The organism is Micromonospora sp. DT43 (assembly GCF_049841645.1).
Lineage (GTDB): Bacteria > Actinomycetota > Actinomycetes > Mycobacteriales > Micromonosporaceae > Micromonospora.
Window position 1 is genome coordinate 363,766 of the sequence record NZ_JBNCKR010000004.1, and the last position, 15,013, is coordinate 378,778.

The window sequence follows — 15,013 nt, forward strand, 5'->3', positions numbered from 1 at the left end:
GTGCGCCGCCCCGACCTGCCGCGGCCCGCAAGCACCACGCGGCCCCGCCTGCTCATCGCCCTGACCGCCGTCGCCGTCCTCACCGCCACCACCGCCGCGTCCTGCGGCGACGACCAGCCGCCGGTAGCGCTCGCCTCGGCGGCCCGTAACCCGGTCAGCGAGGTGATCGACGCGCCCGCCACGGTGACCGCCCGAGCCGCCGCCACCCTGACCGCGCCCGCCGACGGCACCCTCGCGAGCCTGCGCGTCCAGCCTGGACAGCGGGTGAAGCGCGGTCAGGTGCTCGCCGTGGTCGCGTCCCCGTCGGCCCAGGCCCGGCTGCGCCAGGCGAAGGAGGCGCTGGACGCGGCCAAGCGCGCCGGTCGGGGTGTCTCCACAGGCAACCTGAGCAGCAGCCGGCGGGGCACCGACAAGGCGGCCGAGGAGGCGTTCGACGCCGCCCGCGAGGCCGCCGGCAAGATCGCCGACCCGCAGTTGCGCGACGCGCTGCTGAAGCAGGTGACGTCCGCGCAGCGGCAGTACGCCGCCGCCGCGCGCAGCGCCGACGCTGCCGTCCGCGCGGTGCAGCGGGGGATCAGCGGGCTCAACTCCGCGGTCGGCTCGCTCTCCGCGGCGCAACGGCTCCAGGCCCAGCAGGCGTACGACCTGGCGAAGGCGACCGTCGCCGCGCTGACCCTGCGCGCACCGGTCGCCGGGGTGGTGCAGCCCGGCGGCACCCGGGCTGGCAGCGGTGCCAACGGCGGCCTGGCCGGCTTGTTGGAGCAGGCTGGCGGGGCCGGGATCGACCCGTCCGCGCTGGCCCCCGCCCAGGGCGGCCCTCCCGCCGGGGTCGACGACGCGGTCGCGGTCGGCGGTCAGGTCACCGCCGGCACGCCGGTGCTGACAGTGGTGGACACCGGGCAGTTGGGGTTGCTCGCCGACGTGGACGAGACGGACGTGTTGCTGGTCAAGGCCGGTGTGAGCGCCACCGTCGAGTTGGACGCGGTGACCGGTGCCAGCTACGACGCCACGGTCCGGTCCGTCGACGTGCTCCCCACCAGCTCCGCGCAGGGCGGCGTCACCTATCGGGTACGCCTCACGCTGGGCGCCGGGAAGCTGGCCGAGGACACGCCCGCCCCGACGCCCCGCCCCGGTATGAACGCGATCGTGCACCTGCGCGTACGCGAGGCCGACGACGCGGTGACCGTTCCCGCCTCGGCGGTGTTCTCCGCCGACGGCCGGGACGCGGTGTGGGTGGTCCGCGACGGCAAGGCGGACCGGGCACCGGTGACAGTGGGCGTCCAGGGGTCCGACCTGGTGCAGATCCTCAACGGGGTCCAGGCCGGCGACCGGGTCGTGGTGCGCGGCACCGACCAGGTGCGCGACGGCCAGGAGGTCCGGTGACCGGACCTGCCGGCGACCGCTCGGAAGCCGTGTCGGCGGGGGCGCGTGTCGCGGCGATCGAGGCGGTGGACGTGTCCCGGACGTACCAGCTCGACGGGGTGTCGGTCCAGGCCCTGCGCGGGGTCTCGTTGACGGTGCGGCCCGGTGACTACGTGGCTTTGGTGGGGCCGTCCGGCTCGGGCAAGTCCACGCTCATGCACCTGCTGGGAGGGCTGGACCGACCGACGGGTGGCCGGCTGGTGATCGGCGGGCGGGACGTCAACACCCTCTCCCCGCCGGAGATGGCAGCCCTGCGCAACGAGACCATCGGGTTCGTCTTCCAGGCGTTCCACCTGCTGCCGCGTACCTCGGCAGTGGAGAACGTGGCGTTGCCCCTGGTCTACCGGGGTGTGTCGGCGCGGCAGCGCCGGGATCGGGCGGCGGCGATGCTGGGTCGGGTCGGTCTCGGGCACCGCCTGGACCACCGGCCCAACCAGATGTCCGGTGGCGAGCAGCAGCGCGTCGCCATCGCCCGCGCCCTGGTCACCGAACCCACTGTGCTGCTGGCCGACGAGCCGACCGGCAACCTGGACAGTGTGACAGGCGCGGCGGTCCTGGAGCTGCTGGAGCGGTTGAACGCGGAATCCGGGGTGGCGTTGGTGATGGTCACCCACGACCAGGAGGTGGCGGCTCGGGCCGCCCGCCGGATCACCATGCGCGACGGTGTGGTGGTGGCGGACAGCTCCGCCGACCCTCATGATCGACCGCTGTCCGTCGATCACGGTCGACCTGAGACACTGGTCCCCGCTCCCAGCGCGGAGCCCCGGTCCGTTTCCGGAAGCGGCCCGGGGCACCCGTCCGGTGGCTCCGGTGGCGCCGCCGGAGCCACCGGGCGCCTTCCGCGCGATGCCGACCCGCGCGATGCCGACCCGCGCGATGCGCGCCGCGCGGCTGCGGGTGAGCGCGCAGCTGAGCGACCCGGGGGCGCGGCGTGAGGGTCGCCGAGGCGTGGCGGGTCGCGCTGGACGCGCTACGGGCGAATCGGCTGCGCAGCTCGCTCACCATGCTCGGCGTGATCATCGGGGTGGCCTCGGTGGTGCTGCTGGTCGCCATCGGCACCGGCACCAAGCAGAAGGTGGAGCAGCAGGTCGAGGGGCTCGGCTCCAACCTGCTGCTTGTCGTCCCCGGCAAGATCGAGGTGGGCACCGCGCCTGTCGTCTCGCCGCTGACGCTCAAGGACGTGGACGCGGTCTCCCGGGTCGTCGGCGATCCCCAGCGGGTAGCGGTCACCGTCGCCTCCGGGGCGACCGCACGGGCCGGCGCCCGCTCCGACTTCACCACCGTGCAGGGCGTGCTGGAGACCACCCCGACGGTGTTCACCCGGTCGCTGGCCCGGGGCCGCTACCTCACCGGCACGGACGTGGACACCAGCCGGCGGGTCGCGGTCCTCGGTGACTCGGTGGCCCGCGCGTTGTTTCCCGACCGCGATCCGCTGGGTCAGCAGGTGACCCTCGCCGGGGTGCGGTTCCGGGTCATCGGCGTGTTCGCGCCCCTCGGGCAGAGCCTCGGCGTCGACCGGGACGACGAGGTGCACGTGCCGGTCACCGCCGCGCAGCGGCTGTGGGGCACCCAGCGGGTGGACGGCATCGCCGTGAAGGCGCCGGACCGGGAGCGGATCGACGAGCTGGGCGAGCGCATCGTCGCCGAGCTGAACCGCCGCCACCCGGACACCGAGTTCAGCGCGGTCACGCAGCAGCAGATCCTCGGTGTGCTCGGCGACATCCTCGGCGTGCTCACCGGCGTGCTGGCCGCGATCGCCGGGATCTCGCTGCTCGTCGGCGGGGTCGGCGTCTCCAACATCATGCTGGTGAGCGTCCGGGAGCGGACCCGGGAGATCGGTCTGCGCAAGGCGGTCGGCGCCCGACCCCGCGACATCGGCGTGCAGTTCCTGCTGGAGGCGGTGCTGCTCACCACGATCGGCGGGTTGACCGGGATGGCGCTGGGCGTGGGCACCGCCCTGCTGGTGGACGCGTTGTCCCCGATCCCGGCGGCGATCACCTGGTGGTCGTTGGCGCTTGCCTTCGGGGTGTCGGCGGCGGTGGGCATCGTCTTCGGGGTGGTTCCCGCGCAGCGCGCCGGCCGGCTCGACCCGGTGGTGGCGCTCCGCGCCGAGTGAGACCCGCCCGAGCCAACCGGACGACCGACGCAGGCGGGGAGATAGCGGGAGCACGGATCGGGTGAACCGACGATCCAGGCATGATCAGTTGTACGAAGGGATCGCGCCGGTCACAGCCGCCCCGCTACCGTACTGGTAACACGCGCGTCGCCGCCCGGCCCGGAGCATCCGTCGGGTTGGCACGCGCCGGGCATGGGATGGGTCGGTGAGCCATGGCCGGGTCGCAGTCCGATGGACGGCTGTCGGAGGTCAAGTTCCTGACCGTCGCGGAGGTGGCGACGGTCATGCGGGTGTCGAAGATGACCGTCTATCGCCTCGTGCACAGCGGTGAGCTCACCGCTGTCCGGGTGGGGCGGTCGTTCCGGGTGCCCGAGCACGCGGTGCACGAATACCTGCGGGGCGCGTTTCAGGAAACCGCCTGAGCCACCGGTCCGCCGATCGAGTGCCACGTAGGCGGCATGGACGGGGGCGCGTTGGTCCTGCTGACGCTCTCCGGCTACCCTGGAGCCCGACCGAGACCCCACCGGTGCGCCCCGCCACCCAGACCGGTCCGGTCCGTTGTCCGCATGCGGTCGCCGTCGCCACCTGCGTGGTGTCATCCGGCCCGCCCCGCACGTTGTATCGAAAGGCTGTCGTATGGGCTCGGTGGTCAAGAAGCGCCGTAAGCGCATGGCTAAGAAGAAGCACCGCAAGCTGCTGCGCAAGACCCGCGTCCAGCGTCGCCGTCTCGGCAAGTGATCGTCGCCGGGCGCAGCCCGGCACTTCGACGTCACTTGCCAAACAGTCGACCTTCGGAGGCTCAGGTGATCAGGCCGTGGTTCTCCCGGCTCGATCCCCCCTGTCGGCGTAGGTACGTCAGATGACCCCCGGTAGCACCTCAGGTGCTCCGGGGGTCGTCGTCGTCACCGGGGTCGGCCGGTACCTGGGCGCGCACGTGGCGGCCCGGCTGGCCGCCGACCCCCGCATCGAGCGGGTCATCGGCGTGGACGCGCCGGAGCCGGGCGCCGAGTTCACCGATCTGCTGGACCGGGTCGAGCGGATTCGCGTCGACCCGGGGTCGCTCGGCGGGCTCCTCGCCGACCTGGAGGTCGACGCGGTTGTTCACCTCGCGTTGGTGAGCGCCCCCGACCAGCAGCACGGCGGCCGGTCGGCCATGAAGGACCAGAACGTCATCGGCACCATGCAACTGCTCGCCGCCTGCCAGCGGGCGCCCCGCCTGCGCAAGCTGGTGGTCCGGTCGTCGACAGCCGCGTACGGGGTGTCGTTCCGCGATCCGGCGGTGTTCACCGAGGAGACCGAGCCGCGCGAGGTGCCGCGCGGCGGTTTCGGCCGCGACATCCTCGACGTCGAGGGGTACGTTCGCGGTTTTCGCCGCCGTCGGGCCGACGTGACCGCGACGGTGCTGCGCTTCGCCCCGTTCATCGGTTCGACAGCCGACACGACGTTGACGCGCTACTTCGCGCAGCCGTTCGTGCCGACCGTCTTCGGCCGCGATCCCCGGTTGCAGTTCCTGCACTTCGACGACGCGTTGGAGGTGCTGCACCTGTCGATCGTGGAGGATCACCCGGGCACCTACAACGTCGCCGGTCCGGGGGTGCTCTCGTTGTCCCAGGCGATCCGGCGGGCCGGTCGGGTGGCCGTGCCGGTGCTGGAGCCGGGTCTCTCCGGCGCCGCGGCGCTGGCCCGCACCATGGGCTTCGGCCGCTACGGCCTGGACCAGGTCGATCTCTTCGTGCACGGGCGGGTCGTCGACACCACCCGCCTGGAGCAGGAGTACGGCTTCACACCCCGCTCCACCGCCGCCGCGTTCGACGACTTCATCCGCGCCCACCACGGTGGGGTGGTGCTCAGCCGGGGTCAGTTGGCCGCCGCCGAACAGTTGGTTCTGGACGGCATCCGGCAGGTCCGAGCAGCCGTGCGGGAGCGGACGCTGTGAGCGCGAGGAGTGAGCCGGTCTTGCGAGCCCCGCAGTCGCGAACCGAGGTTGACGCTGTGAGCGCGAGGAGTGAGCCGGTCTTGCGAGCCCCGCAGTCGCGAACCGAGGTTGACGCTGTGAGGGCGAGGCGTACGCCTGTCGTGCCCGTCGCCGAGGTGCCGTCGTGACCGGGCCGGTGCAGGGGCGTGAACCGGCGGGTCTGGGGCCGTTCGACGTACCGCCGGGGCCGCCCGTGCCGGACGCGGAGCCGGCGCGGCGCAACGGCCACCGACCGGCGAGCCGGCTCGCGCCCGCCGCGACGCCGGGCGACGAGGTCGACACCGCGACCGACGACCCGCCGACCGCGAGCGACGACCCGACCGCCGACGAGGTCCGCGCGGCGACCGGCGAGCCGGCGAGCGCGGGCGTCCCGCACAGCGGCGGCGGTCCGGCGGTGCCGGATCGGCCCGGGGACCAGTGGGACCGCCGGGTCGCGAACGGGCTGGCGTTCCTGCGTCGGCGGTTGGCCGGTGACTACGAGGTCGACGAGTTCGGGTTCGACCCGGAGCTGACCGACGCTGTCTTCCACCCGCTGCTGCGGCTGCTCTACCGGGACTGGTTCCGCACCGAGGTCAGCGGGGTCGAGCACGTTCCGGTCGACGGGCCCGCGCTTGTGGTCGGTAACCACTCGGGCACCGTGGCACTGGACGCGTTGATCCTCTCGGCGGCCCTGCACGACAAGCACCCCGCCCACCGCTACCTGCGCCTGCTCGGCGCAGACCTGGTCTTCCGGATGCCGGTAGTGTCGGAGATCGCCCGCAAGACCGGCGGCACGGTGGCCTGCAACCCGGACGCCGAGCGGCTGCTCGGCGGTGGCGACCTGGTCGGCGTGTTCCCCGAGGGGTTCAAGGGCATCGGCAAGCTCTACGCCGACAGGTACAAGCTGCAACGGTTCGGTCGCGGCGGCTTCGTCTCGGCGGCGCTGCGCACCGGCACGCCTATCGTCCCGGTCGCCATCGTCGGCGGCGAGGAGATCTATCCGATGCTCGCCGACATCAAGCCCCTGGCGCGGCTGCTCAAGCTCCCATACTTCCCGGTCACGCCGACGTTCCCCTGGCTCGGGCCGCTGGGCATGGTGCCGTTGCCCAGCAAGTGGCTTATCGAGTTCTGCCCGCCGATTCCCACCGCGCATCTGACCGACTCGGCGGACGATCCGCTTGTCGTCTTCAACCTGGCCGACCAGGTGCGGGAGACCATCCAGCAGACCTTGCACTCGCTGTTGGAACGGCGGCCGGACCCGTTCGGCCCCTGAGTCAGCCGGCGCGACGGCGGCGTTGCAGGGCCAGGCCGGCGGTGACCGCGCCGGCAACCAGGCCGGCCGCCGCCGTCGACGGTACGGCGATCTTGACGGCCCGACGGCCGGTGCGGAAGTCCCGTACCTCCCAGCCGTGCTGGCGGGCCTGGCGCAGCAGGGCGCCGTCCGGGTTGACCGCCACCGCCCGGCCCACGGCGGAGAGCAGCGGCAGGTCGTTGGCCGAGTCGCTGTAGGCCGCGCAGCGGCTCAGGTCCAGCCCTTCCACGGCGGCGAGCTGCGTGACCGCCTCGGCCTTCGCCGGCCCGTGCATGAGGTCGCCCACCAGCCGCCCGGTGTACGCCCCGGCCCGCACCTCGGCCACCGTGCCGATCGCACCGGTCAGGCCGAGTCGGGTGGCGATCACCCGGCCGATCTCCACCGGGGCGGCGCTGACCAGCCACACGCGCTGACCGGCGTCGAGGTGACCCTGGGCGAGCTGCCTGGTGCCGGCCCAGATCCGGGGCGCCATCAGCTCGTCGAAGATCTCCTCCGAGAGGCGTTCCACGTCGTCCACCCGCCAGCCCTCGACGAAGGCCAGCGCGGTCTCCTTCGCCTGGGACATGTCGCCGGCGTGCTCGCGGGCGAGCAGCCGGAACCGGAGCTGCTGCCAGGCGAAGCGGGCCAGGTCGGCGGTCGTGAGGTAGTTCCGGGCGGCGAGCCCGCGGGCGAACCAGTAGATCGACGCGCCCTGCATCATCGTGTTGTCGACGTCGAAGAACGCCGCGGCGGCCCGATCCGGCGCGGGTGGGGTCACCGGCGCAAGCTCGGTCTCCGCCCACCCGGCGGTGTGACCCAGGGCGTCGGTGCTGACCGTCACCTTGCGGCTCACGCGACTCCCTCCTCACCAGGTACGACGGATGCCTCCAGCGAGGGTAGCCGGAGCGCACGGTCGAACGGCCGGGCCACAGGGAACTGTGGTCCGGCCGGTCAGGCGTGCGGTATGGGAGTACCGGGCGGGTGGGTCAGCGCTCGCCGGGACAGGTGGTCGGTGTGGGCCCGAGCGCGTCACTGCCGGTCGGAGCGGGCAGGTCGCAGGCGATCGCCGCGCGCACCGAGTCCGAGCGCTCCCGGATGGTGTCCAGCAGGGCCAGGGACCGCCGGGTCCGTTCCCGGTCGGCCCGGCCGGCACCGTCGAGCAGGTTGGTCACCGCCCGACGTTGGCTGGTGACGAACGTGTTGACCGTGTCCAGGCTGGCCGGGTCGGCCCGCTGGACGGCGGCGGCGGTGAGCAGGCGAATGCCCTGCCGGGTGTCGGCGTCCATGTCGTCGAGGACGGCGCTGTAGCCGATGCGGTCACCGCGCAGTTCGGCGGCTTCGCCGAGCCTGGTCCGGGCGAAGTCCAGGAACAGTTGGCCGCGGCTGATGTCCGAGCTGGCCAGGGCGAGCTGGGCTCGCTCGGTGGAGCGCTTCATGCCGTACAGCGCGTCGCCGGGGACGGCGTTCTCGCTGGCGGCGGAGATCCCGGAGACGGCGATGGCACCGGCGGCGATGCCGACCAGGATCGCGCCTCGGGCGCGGGCCCGTCGGGCGGTGACCGCGGGTAGCAGGGAGCCGCGGCTCCCTGCTGCGGCCCGCGGGGCAGCCGGCTCGGTGGTCGCCGGGGTGGTGCCCATCCCCTCGCGCTCGGCGGTGGCGAGCAGCATCGCTCGCAGGCCGGTGCGGAAGTCGGGGTTCACCTCGGCCGTGGGGGGATCGACGCTGAGTCGCTGGCCCACTGCGACGAGCGGTGCCAGCTGGCTGTCCACTCGGGACCGCACGTGGTGCCGCCGGCCGCCGTTGGCCTCGTCGAGAAGCTGCGCGAAGCGCTCGGCGCGCCGGCGGGAGAAGAGGATGTCGTCCACCGCAGGCACCTCCTCTCGCTGGTCACGGCCGGTCGGCCGCCATCGTTGCCAGCGACCGGGCGGCTCTGTGACACCACTGAGGTGAGGCCCCGCCCGGCGTGCCGGTCGGACCTCGGTGCCCCGGGCCTGCCGGGACAACCACCGGTCGCACCCGGAGAAACGCGGCGGACCGTGCACGGGTTACGGGCCGGGCGGGGCGGAAATCACACAAAGTGATCGACGTCACCGGGCATGACCCACCCTGAGCTGCCCGGACATTGATCGACGTCCGTCGGTTCCCGCAGCGAGAATCACGGTTGGAAGCCGTCGGGCAGGAGTCGGGCGAGCGCGCGGACGGCACGGTACTGCAGGGCCTTGATGGCACCCTCGTTCTTACCCATGGTCCGGGCGGTCTCGGCGACCGAGAAGCCCTGGAGGAACCGGAGCACGATGCACTCCTGCTGCTCCGGGTTGAGCTGCTTGACGGCGGTGAGCAGGGCGACGTTCGTGATGTGTTCGACAACTGCGGCTTCCGGGCTGCCCTCCGGGCCCCGGTCCTCGCGGTCGGCGTCGAGCACGTCGCCGGTGGTGACCTCCAGCCGGTACCGGCCGGACTTGAAGTGGTCCGCCACCAGGTTGCGGGCGATGGTCACCAGCCAGGCGCCGAGATCGCGGCCCTGCCAGGTGAAGCTGCCGATCCGCTTGAGGGCGCGCAGGAACGTGTCCGAGGTGAGGTCCTCGGCGAGCTGGCGGTTACCGACCCGGAAGTAGACGAACCGGAAGACGGTGTCGACGTACCTGTCGTAGATGAGGCCGAACGCCTCGGATTCGCCCGCCTGCGCCCGCTCGACGAGCGTCCAGACCTCGGTGGCCGGGTCGGACGGGTCCGGGCGGCTGGGGAAGCCGGTCGAGGTGATCGGGGGGGTCGGGGTGTCGGCCGGGACCGCCGGGATCACCGCCGTCTCGCCTGCCGCCGGATCGGTGACGGGCGTCGGCGCGTCGCCGACCCGACGGCCCTGGGAGGGCATGGTCGGCCGGGCCGGCGCGGCGACACGGCCACCGGTCGGCATCGCGTTGCCACCGGGGGCCGCCGGTCTTGGTGGGGGCTCGTTGGTGTGCGGGCGGTTGCGGGTCCGCTGGGCCGCGTTGTCACCGCGCGTCGCGGCGTGCGGGTCGCCCAGCGGCGCGCGGGCCGCCGGTCGTTCGTTGACGGGGGAGCGGGGCGTCTGGCCGGTCAGGCCGACCGGGCGGTCCGCGTATCCAAAGGTGGTCACCGCGCGGCCCCCGTCCCGTTGGTCACCGGACGGGCCGGTTTACGAGTCGTCGGTGCGGACCGACCGGGCAACCGGTCGGGCAGGACGGTTCCGGGGTGTGCCGACGGGCGGCAGTTCCCCTTGAGGTGCTGGTCCAATGCGCTGACAGGCACGGGGGCCTCCTCGGGCTGAGGGGTGTCGACTCACGGCAAATGGGGTGAGCCGACCCGAGTGATAATAGGGCCAACGTCACCCGCGCGTGGCAAGTCCGTTACACAGGGCGGAAGTATTTCCCGCTGTGTCGCACCGGTGGCGGACCAGTTGTCCGTCGTGTGCGTTTGACATTCGCCTGGGCCGGTGTTCCAGGATGGATCCCCAGGTCGGGGCCAGTTTGGCCGATCGGGTGCGCCGCCCCGGCCGGCTGCCGGGCGAGCCGGTCCGAAGCGTCCGTCGGGCACGCCACCCGTCCCCTCGGCGGACTCGATCGGAGCATCGACGGCAGGGCGAGTGTCACGTGGACGGGACACTCGGCGGTCCTCGCCGCCCGACCGTCGGACGTGGCCTGTCGGCAGCCGCTGTGCCAGACTCGACCACCGTGCAGGACTTCTCGGCAGACCCCGCGCCGAACCTCGCCGACCGGGTCCGTCGGGCGGCTCTCGACCACGGTGACCGGCCCGCGCTGTACTGGCGGGAGGGGCGCGTCAGCTGGTCCGAACTGGACGCCGCCGTGACCGCCGCCGCACACGGCCTGGCCGCCGCCGTACCACCCACCGACCCGGGTGGCACGCCGCCCCGGATCGCGATCGCGCTGCCCAACACCCCCGACTTCGTGACCGTTTGGCTCGGCGCGCTGCGAGCCGGACTGGTCGCGGTACCGGTCAACCCCGGCTTCACCGCCCCGGAGCTGCAGCACGTACTTGCCGACTCCGGCGCGTCGGTGCTCATCGGCACCGAACGGGTCCGCGGCCTGGTCGCCGAGGTGGCCGCCGACCTGCCCGCGCTCACCGTCGTGCGCGACACACCGCCGAGCGCCGACGCGTCCGATGCGCGCCCCCTTCCGCGCCGGGGCGGCGACGACCTGGCCGTACTGCTCTACACGTCCGGCACCGAGGGGCGTCCGAAGGGCGCGATGCTCTCCCACCGTGCGCTGCTGGCCAACCACGAACAGGTCGACGCGATCGAACCGCCGGTCGTCGGGCCGACGGACACTGTTCTCCTCGCGTTGCCGCTGTTCCACGCGTACGGGCTCAACTCGGTGCTCGGCGCCGTCGTCCGGCACGGTGCCACAGGCGTGCTGCTCGACGATCCCGGGCCGACGGCGGGGCTGGCCGAGATCGCCCGGCACCGGGTCAGCGTGCTGGTCGGCGTACCGTCGATGTTCCTGGCCTGGGCCGGTGCCGACGCGGTCCGCGCGGCGACCGCGTCGGTGCGCGTGGCGGTGTGCGGCGCGGCGCCGCTGGAGCCCGCCGTCGCCGCGCGTTTCACCGAGGTCACCGGCCATGAGGTGCATGTGGGGTACGGCCTCACCGAGACCGCGCCGGTGCTCACGTCCACGCTTGTCGGTCCGGTGCTCAAGGCCGGCTCGATCGGCCGGCCGCTGCCCGGCGTGGACCTGCGCCTGGTCGGTCCGGCGGGAGAGGACCTGTGGCGCGACGGTCAGGCCGTCCCCGAGGACGACCCGGACGAGCTGGACATCTCCGACATCGGCCCGGGCACCGACCCGGGCCAGATCGTCGTCCGCGGGCCCAACCTCTTCGGCGGCTACTGGCCCGACGGCCGCGACGGCCCGGACGCCGACGGCTGGTGGGGCACCGGCGACATCGCGTACGCCGACTCCGACGGGGACCTCTTCCTTGTCGACAGGCTCGGGGAGTTGATCCTGGTCAACGGGTTCAACGTCTATCCGCACGAGGTCGAGTCGGTGCTCGCCGGGCACCCCGGGGTGGTCGAGTCGGCGGTACTGGGTGTGCCGCATCCGCGAACCGGCGAGACTGTGCGGGCGTACGTGGTGCCGGCGCGGGGCCGACCGGTGACAAGCGAGGAGCTGCTCGCCCACTGCGCCCGCAACCTGGCCCGGTTCAAGTGCCCGACCACAGTCGAGTTCGTCGACGCGCTGCCGCACTCGGCGATCGGCAAGGTACGCAAGACCCAGCTCCGGTCGGCGACGCCGACCGACCGCACGGAGGTAACCGATGGCCAGTGACGCCCGACTCGCCCTGATCACCCGACCCGGCTGCCACCTGTGCGACGACGCCAAGGCGGCGCTCGACCGGGTGGTCGCGGTCACCGGCGACAAGTGGGTCGAGTGGGACGTCACAGGCGACGAGGGGCTGGAACGGGAGTACGGCGACCGCCTCCCGGTGGTGCTGCTCGACGGCAAGGAGCACGGCTACTGGCGGGTCGAGGAGGACCGGCTGCTGCGGGACCTGACCACCCCGCAGCTCTGAGCGGTGCCTATGGTGCTCCGATGACCCCTGCGCACCCCCACCTCGTCTGGGACTGGAACGGCACCCTGCTCAACGACCTCAGCCTGGTGGTGGCCGCCACCAACGCCGCGTTCGCCAGCGTGGGCGGGCCGGTGGTCACGCTCGACGAGCACCGGACGCGGTTCCGTCGGCCGATCGCCGACTACTACGCCGAGGTGCTCGGCCAGGCCGTGGACGACGACGCGTTCGGCCGCCTGGACCGGATCTTCCACGACGCGTACCGCGACGGGTTGACCACCTGCGAGCTGGCCGCCGACGCGCAGACCGCGATGGCCGCCTGGGAGGGCAGCCAGAGTCTGCTCTCCATGTGGTTCCACGAGGAGCTGGTGCCCACCGTGCACACCTACGGGCTGACCGGTCACTTCACCCGCGTCGACGGGCTGCGGGCCACCGTCGGCGGTGACCGTAAGGCCGAGTCGCTCCGGCGGCACCTGGCCGAGCTGGGCGTGGACGGCAGCACTGTGGTGCTGATCGGCGACTCCATCGACGACGCGGACGCGGCCCTCGCCGTGGGCGGCCGGGCGGTCCTCTACACCGGCGGCTTCACCGACCCGGCCCGGCTGCGCGCCTCCGGCCACCCGGTCGCCGACACCCTCACCGACGCGGTGGCCCTGGCCGCCCGGGAGGTCAGTTCCGCAGGTAGGTGAGGACGGCAAGCACCCGGCGGTGCTGCTCGGTGTCCGGCGGGAGAGTGAGCTTGGTGAAGATGTTGCGCACGTGCTTCTCCACCGCGCCGTCGCTGACCACCAGGGCACGGGCGATGGCCGTGTTGGACCGGCCCTCGGCCATCAGGGCGAGCACCTCCCGCTCGCGCGGGGTCAGCTCGCGCAGCGGGTCGTCGCGGCGGCGGCGGGCGAAGAGCTGGCCGACCACCTCCGGGTCGAGCACCGTGCCGCCGCCGGCCACCCGGCGCAGCGCGTCCAGGAACTCGTCGATCGCGGCCACCCGGTCCTTGAGCAGGTAGCCGATACCGCCGCCGGCGCCGCCGGTGGTCGCCAGCAGGTCATCGGCGTACGACACCTCGACGTACTGGGAGAGCACCAGGATCGGCGTGCGCGGCACCAGGCGGCGCGCCTCCACCGCCGCCCGCAGTCCCTCGTCGGTGTGCGTCGGCGGCATCCGGACGTCGACGATCGACACGTCCGGCCGGTGCTCCACCACCGCCTCGACCAGCGCGTCACCGTCCCCGACGGCGGCCACCACCTGGTGGCCGCTCTCGGTCAGCAGCCGTACCAGCCCCTCCCGGAGCAGGACTGCGTCATCCGCGATCACGATCCGCATGGCTGTGGTGTCTACCACGTCCGGGCCGCCGTCCGGGCTCGCCGCGGCGTCCGACGGCTCACAGCGGAAGCTCCGCACGGATCTCGGTGGGCCCACCGGTCGGGCTCTCCACGGCCAGCTCCCCGCCGGCCGCCCGCACCCGGTCGGCGATGCCGGCCAGCCCGTGGCCCTTGGCGAGGTGGGCGCCACCCTGGCCGTCGTCGCCCACCCGCACCTGGAGCTGGGTCTCCTGGCGGGCCACGGCGACCACGGCCTCGGTGGCCCGACTGTGCTTGGCGATGTTTGTCAGTGCCTCGGCCACCACGAAGTACGCGGTGTTCTCCACCGCCGGATCGAGCCGTCCGCCCGGCGTGCCGAGCTGGCGGTCCACCTGGAGCTCGATGGGGATGAGCCCACGGCCGGCGAGCGCGGCCAGGGCGCTGGGCAGGCCCCTGTCGACAAGGATCGGTGGGGCGATGCCCCGGGACAGCGCCCGCAACTCGGCAAGCGTCTCCCGGGTCTGGGTGACCGCCTCGTCGATGGTCCGGCCGGCGGCCTCGGGGTCGGAGGCGAGCTGCATCCGGGCCCGGCTGAGGTCCATCGCGAGCCGGACCAGGCGCTGCTGGGGGCCGTCGTGGATGTCGCGTTCCAGCCGGCGCAGCGCGGACGCCTCAGCGGACACCGCAGCCCGCTTCTGCTCCTCCAGCACGGTGATCCGGTCCCGCATCTCGGCCACCCCGGTCAGCAGGGCCTTGGCGAAGCTGCCCTGCAGGAGCGCGCAGCCCCGGGCCACGATCGGCAGCGTGATCAGGAAGAACACCCCGATGGCGGTGGTCACCCCGATCCGGGCCGTGGTCGAGTCGCCCAGGCCGAGCAGTTGGGCCAGGTCGCTGTCGTCCCTGCCGTGCGGCAGCGCCCAGTCGTACACCCAGTAGAGGGAGCCGGCGGCAGCGGCGATCCACCAGGCCAGCGTCAGCACGAAGGTGACCAGCGCCACGATCACCCGCAGGATGCCGTGCGCCAGATCGAGCCAGGACTGGGCGTCGCGCATCGGCAGGAAGATCCGCCGCCAGGCGTTCGCGCCCGCCTCCGGGAGCCGGTAGTGCGGTCGGATCCGGGGTTGTCGCAGCACGGAGGGCAGCCGCAGTCGCTCGATGTCGGCCAGCCCCCGGGCGGCGTACAGGGTGCCGCTGAGGATCGGCAGGCCGATCACGGTGACCACCAGACCGACACCGGCCACGAGGCCCACGGCGAGGACGACGAAGCTGGCCACTGCCAGGGGGAGGCCGAGCAGCACGTAGCCGGAGTCGACGAAGAGCTGGCGGGGGATGCTCGGTGCCAGCGTCGGATGGTCGCTGGCGGCAACGGCGGTCATAGCCACAGGCTA

The 15,013-nt window shown here is 73.1% G+C and carries 15 protein-coding genes; 10 read left to right on the top strand and 5 right to left on the bottom strand.

All coding sequences use genetic code 11. The features are described 5' to 3' along the window. The 7 genes from ACLQ26_RS13250 to ACLQ26_RS13280 all read left to right on the top strand — a co-directional run bounded on the left by ACLQ26_RS13250 (position 1) and on the right by ACLQ26_RS13280 (position 6,765). Entirely contained in the window at positions 1 to 1,383 is a 1,383-nt protein-coding gene (locus ACLQ26_RS13250) for an efflux RND transporter periplasmic adaptor subunit (RefSeq protein ID WP_425744678.1), read from the top strand. After that, entirely contained in the window at positions 1,380 to 2,357 is a 978-nt protein-coding gene (locus tag ACLQ26_RS13255; RefSeq protein WP_425744679.1) for an ABC transporter ATP-binding protein, read from the top strand. Before ACLQ26_RS13250 ends, ACLQ26_RS13255 begins: the two co-directional genes overlap by 4 nt. After that, on the top strand, positions 2,354 to 3,538 hold the full coding sequence (locus ACLQ26_RS13260) for an ABC transporter permease (RefSeq protein WP_425744680.1): 1,185 nt from the start codon (positions 2,354 to 2,356) through the stop codon (positions 3,536 to 3,538). The genes ACLQ26_RS13255 and ACLQ26_RS13260 overlap by 4 nt, the downstream gene beginning before the upstream one ends. A 212-nt stretch (positions 3,539 to 3,750) precedes the next feature. Continuing rightward, positions 3,751 to 3,960: a helix-turn-helix domain-containing protein gene (locus ACLQ26_RS13265; RefSeq protein WP_007465625.1), complete on the top strand. Its 210-nt coding sequence runs from the start codon at positions 3,751 to 3,753 to the stop codon at positions 3,958 to 3,960. 214 nt (positions 3,961 to 4,174) lie between these two features. Then, complete coding sequence (locus tag ACLQ26_RS13270; protein ID WP_007465623.1) at positions 4,175 to 4,276, top strand: 30S ribosomal protein bS22; 102 nt, start codon at positions 4,175 to 4,177, stop codon at positions 4,274 to 4,276. Between the two features lie 121 nt (positions 4,277 to 4,397). Next, positions 4,398 to 5,474: an NAD-dependent epimerase/dehydratase family protein gene (locus tag ACLQ26_RS13275; protein WP_425744681.1), complete on the top strand. Its 1,077-nt coding sequence runs from the start codon at positions 4,398 to 4,400 to the stop codon at positions 5,472 to 5,474. A gap of 433 nt (positions 5,475 to 5,907) precedes the next feature. Beyond that, on the top strand, positions 5,908 to 6,765 hold the full coding sequence (locus ACLQ26_RS13280; RefSeq protein ID WP_007465609.1) for a lysophospholipid acyltransferase family protein: 858 nt from the start codon (positions 5,908 to 5,910) through the stop codon (positions 6,763 to 6,765). A gap of 1 nt (position 6,766) precedes the next feature. Here the strand turns inward: ACLQ26_RS13280 and ACLQ26_RS13285 are convergent, their stop codons facing one another. From ACLQ26_RS13285 to ACLQ26_RS13295, 3 genes are all read right to left on the bottom strand, one after another. Continuing rightward, positions 6,767 to 7,636 carry an HAD family hydrolase gene (locus ACLQ26_RS13285; RefSeq protein ID WP_425744682.1) on the bottom strand — a complete coding sequence of 290 codons (870 nt, stop codon included), beginning with the start codon at positions 7,634 to 7,636 and terminating at the stop codon, positions 6,767 to 6,769. A 133-nt stretch (positions 7,637 to 7,769) separates the two neighbouring features. After that, positions 7,770 to 8,657, bottom strand: a complete 888-nt coding sequence (locus ACLQ26_RS13290) for a DUF5667 domain-containing protein (RefSeq protein WP_425744683.1) — start codon at positions 8,655 to 8,657, stop codon at positions 7,770 to 7,772. A 281-nt stretch (positions 8,658 to 8,938) separates the two neighbouring features. After that, on the bottom strand, positions 8,939 to 9,901 hold the full coding sequence (locus ACLQ26_RS13295; RefSeq protein ID WP_425744684.1) for an ECF subfamily RNA polymerase sigma factor, BldN family: 963 nt from the start codon (positions 9,899 to 9,901) through the stop codon (positions 8,939 to 8,941). 556 nt (positions 9,902 to 10,457) lie between these two features. Between ACLQ26_RS13295 and ACLQ26_RS13300 the strand changes: the two genes are divergently transcribed. The 3 genes from ACLQ26_RS13300 to ACLQ26_RS13310 are packed head-to-tail and all read left to right on the top strand — an operon-like array spanning position 10,458 to position 13,013. Beyond that, the gene (locus ACLQ26_RS13300; RefSeq protein WP_425744685.1) at positions 10,458 to 12,083 is read left to right on the top strand and encodes an AMP-binding protein; all 1,626 of its coding nucleotides are present in this window, start codon (positions 10,458 to 10,460) and stop codon (positions 12,081 to 12,083) included. Next, positions 12,073 to 12,327, top strand: coding sequence for a glutaredoxin family protein (locus ACLQ26_RS13305; protein ID WP_234582371.1), 255 nt, complete (start codon positions 12,073 to 12,075; stop codon positions 12,325 to 12,327). Before ACLQ26_RS13300 ends, ACLQ26_RS13305 begins: the two co-directional genes overlap by 11 nt. A 20-nt stretch (positions 12,328 to 12,347) precedes the next feature. After that, entirely contained in the window at positions 12,348 to 13,013 is a 666-nt protein-coding gene (locus tag ACLQ26_RS13310) for an HAD family hydrolase (RefSeq protein WP_425744687.1), read from the top strand. Here ACLQ26_RS13310 and ACLQ26_RS13315 read toward each other — a convergent pair. Together ACLQ26_RS13315 and ACLQ26_RS13320 are read right to left on the bottom strand one after the other, a co-directional pair. Beyond that, entirely contained in the window at positions 12,994 to 13,647 is a 654-nt protein-coding gene (locus ACLQ26_RS13315; protein WP_425744688.1) for a response regulator transcription factor, read from the bottom strand. The two genes, ACLQ26_RS13310 and ACLQ26_RS13315, sit on opposite strands and share 20 nt — an antisense overlap. Before the next feature lie 58 nt (positions 13,648 to 13,705). Then, the gene (locus ACLQ26_RS13320) at positions 13,706 to 15,001 is read right to left on the bottom strand and encodes a sensor histidine kinase (RefSeq protein ID WP_425744689.1); all 1,296 of its coding nucleotides are present in this window, start codon (positions 14,999 to 15,001) and stop codon (positions 13,706 to 13,708) included. Between the last annotated feature and the right edge of the window lie 12 nt (positions 15,002 to 15,013).

What these genes read in the sequence shown, in the direction of transcription:
- ACLQ26_RS13315 (WP_425744688.1), bottom strand. Translation starts at nt 13,647, where the DNA reads ATGCGGATCGTGATCGCGGATGACGCAGTCCTGCTCCGGGAGGGGCTG.
- ACLQ26_RS13275 (WP_425744681.1), top strand. Translation starts at nt 4,398, where the DNA reads ATGACCCCCGGTAGCACCTCAGGTGCTCCGGGGGTCGTCGTCGTCACC.
- ACLQ26_RS13270 (WP_007465623.1), top strand. Translation starts at nt 4,175, where the DNA reads ATGGGCTCGGTGGTCAAGAAGCGCCGTAAGCGCATGGCTAAGAAGAAG.
- ACLQ26_RS13310 (WP_425744687.1), top strand. Translation starts at nt 12,348, where the DNA reads ATGACCCCTGCGCACCCCCACCTCGTCTGGGACTGGAACGGCACCCTG.
- ACLQ26_RS13320 (WP_425744689.1), bottom strand. Translation starts at nt 15,001, where the DNA reads ATGACCGCCGTTGCCGCCAGCGACCATCCGACGCTGGCACCGAGCATC.
- ACLQ26_RS13265 (WP_007465625.1), top strand. Translation starts at nt 3,751, where the DNA reads ATGGCCGGGTCGCAGTCCGATGGACGGCTGTCGGAGGTCAAGTTCCTG.
- ACLQ26_RS13305 (WP_234582371.1), top strand. Translation starts at nt 12,073, where the DNA reads ATGGCCAGTGACGCCCGACTCGCCCTGATCACCCGACCCGGCTGCCAC.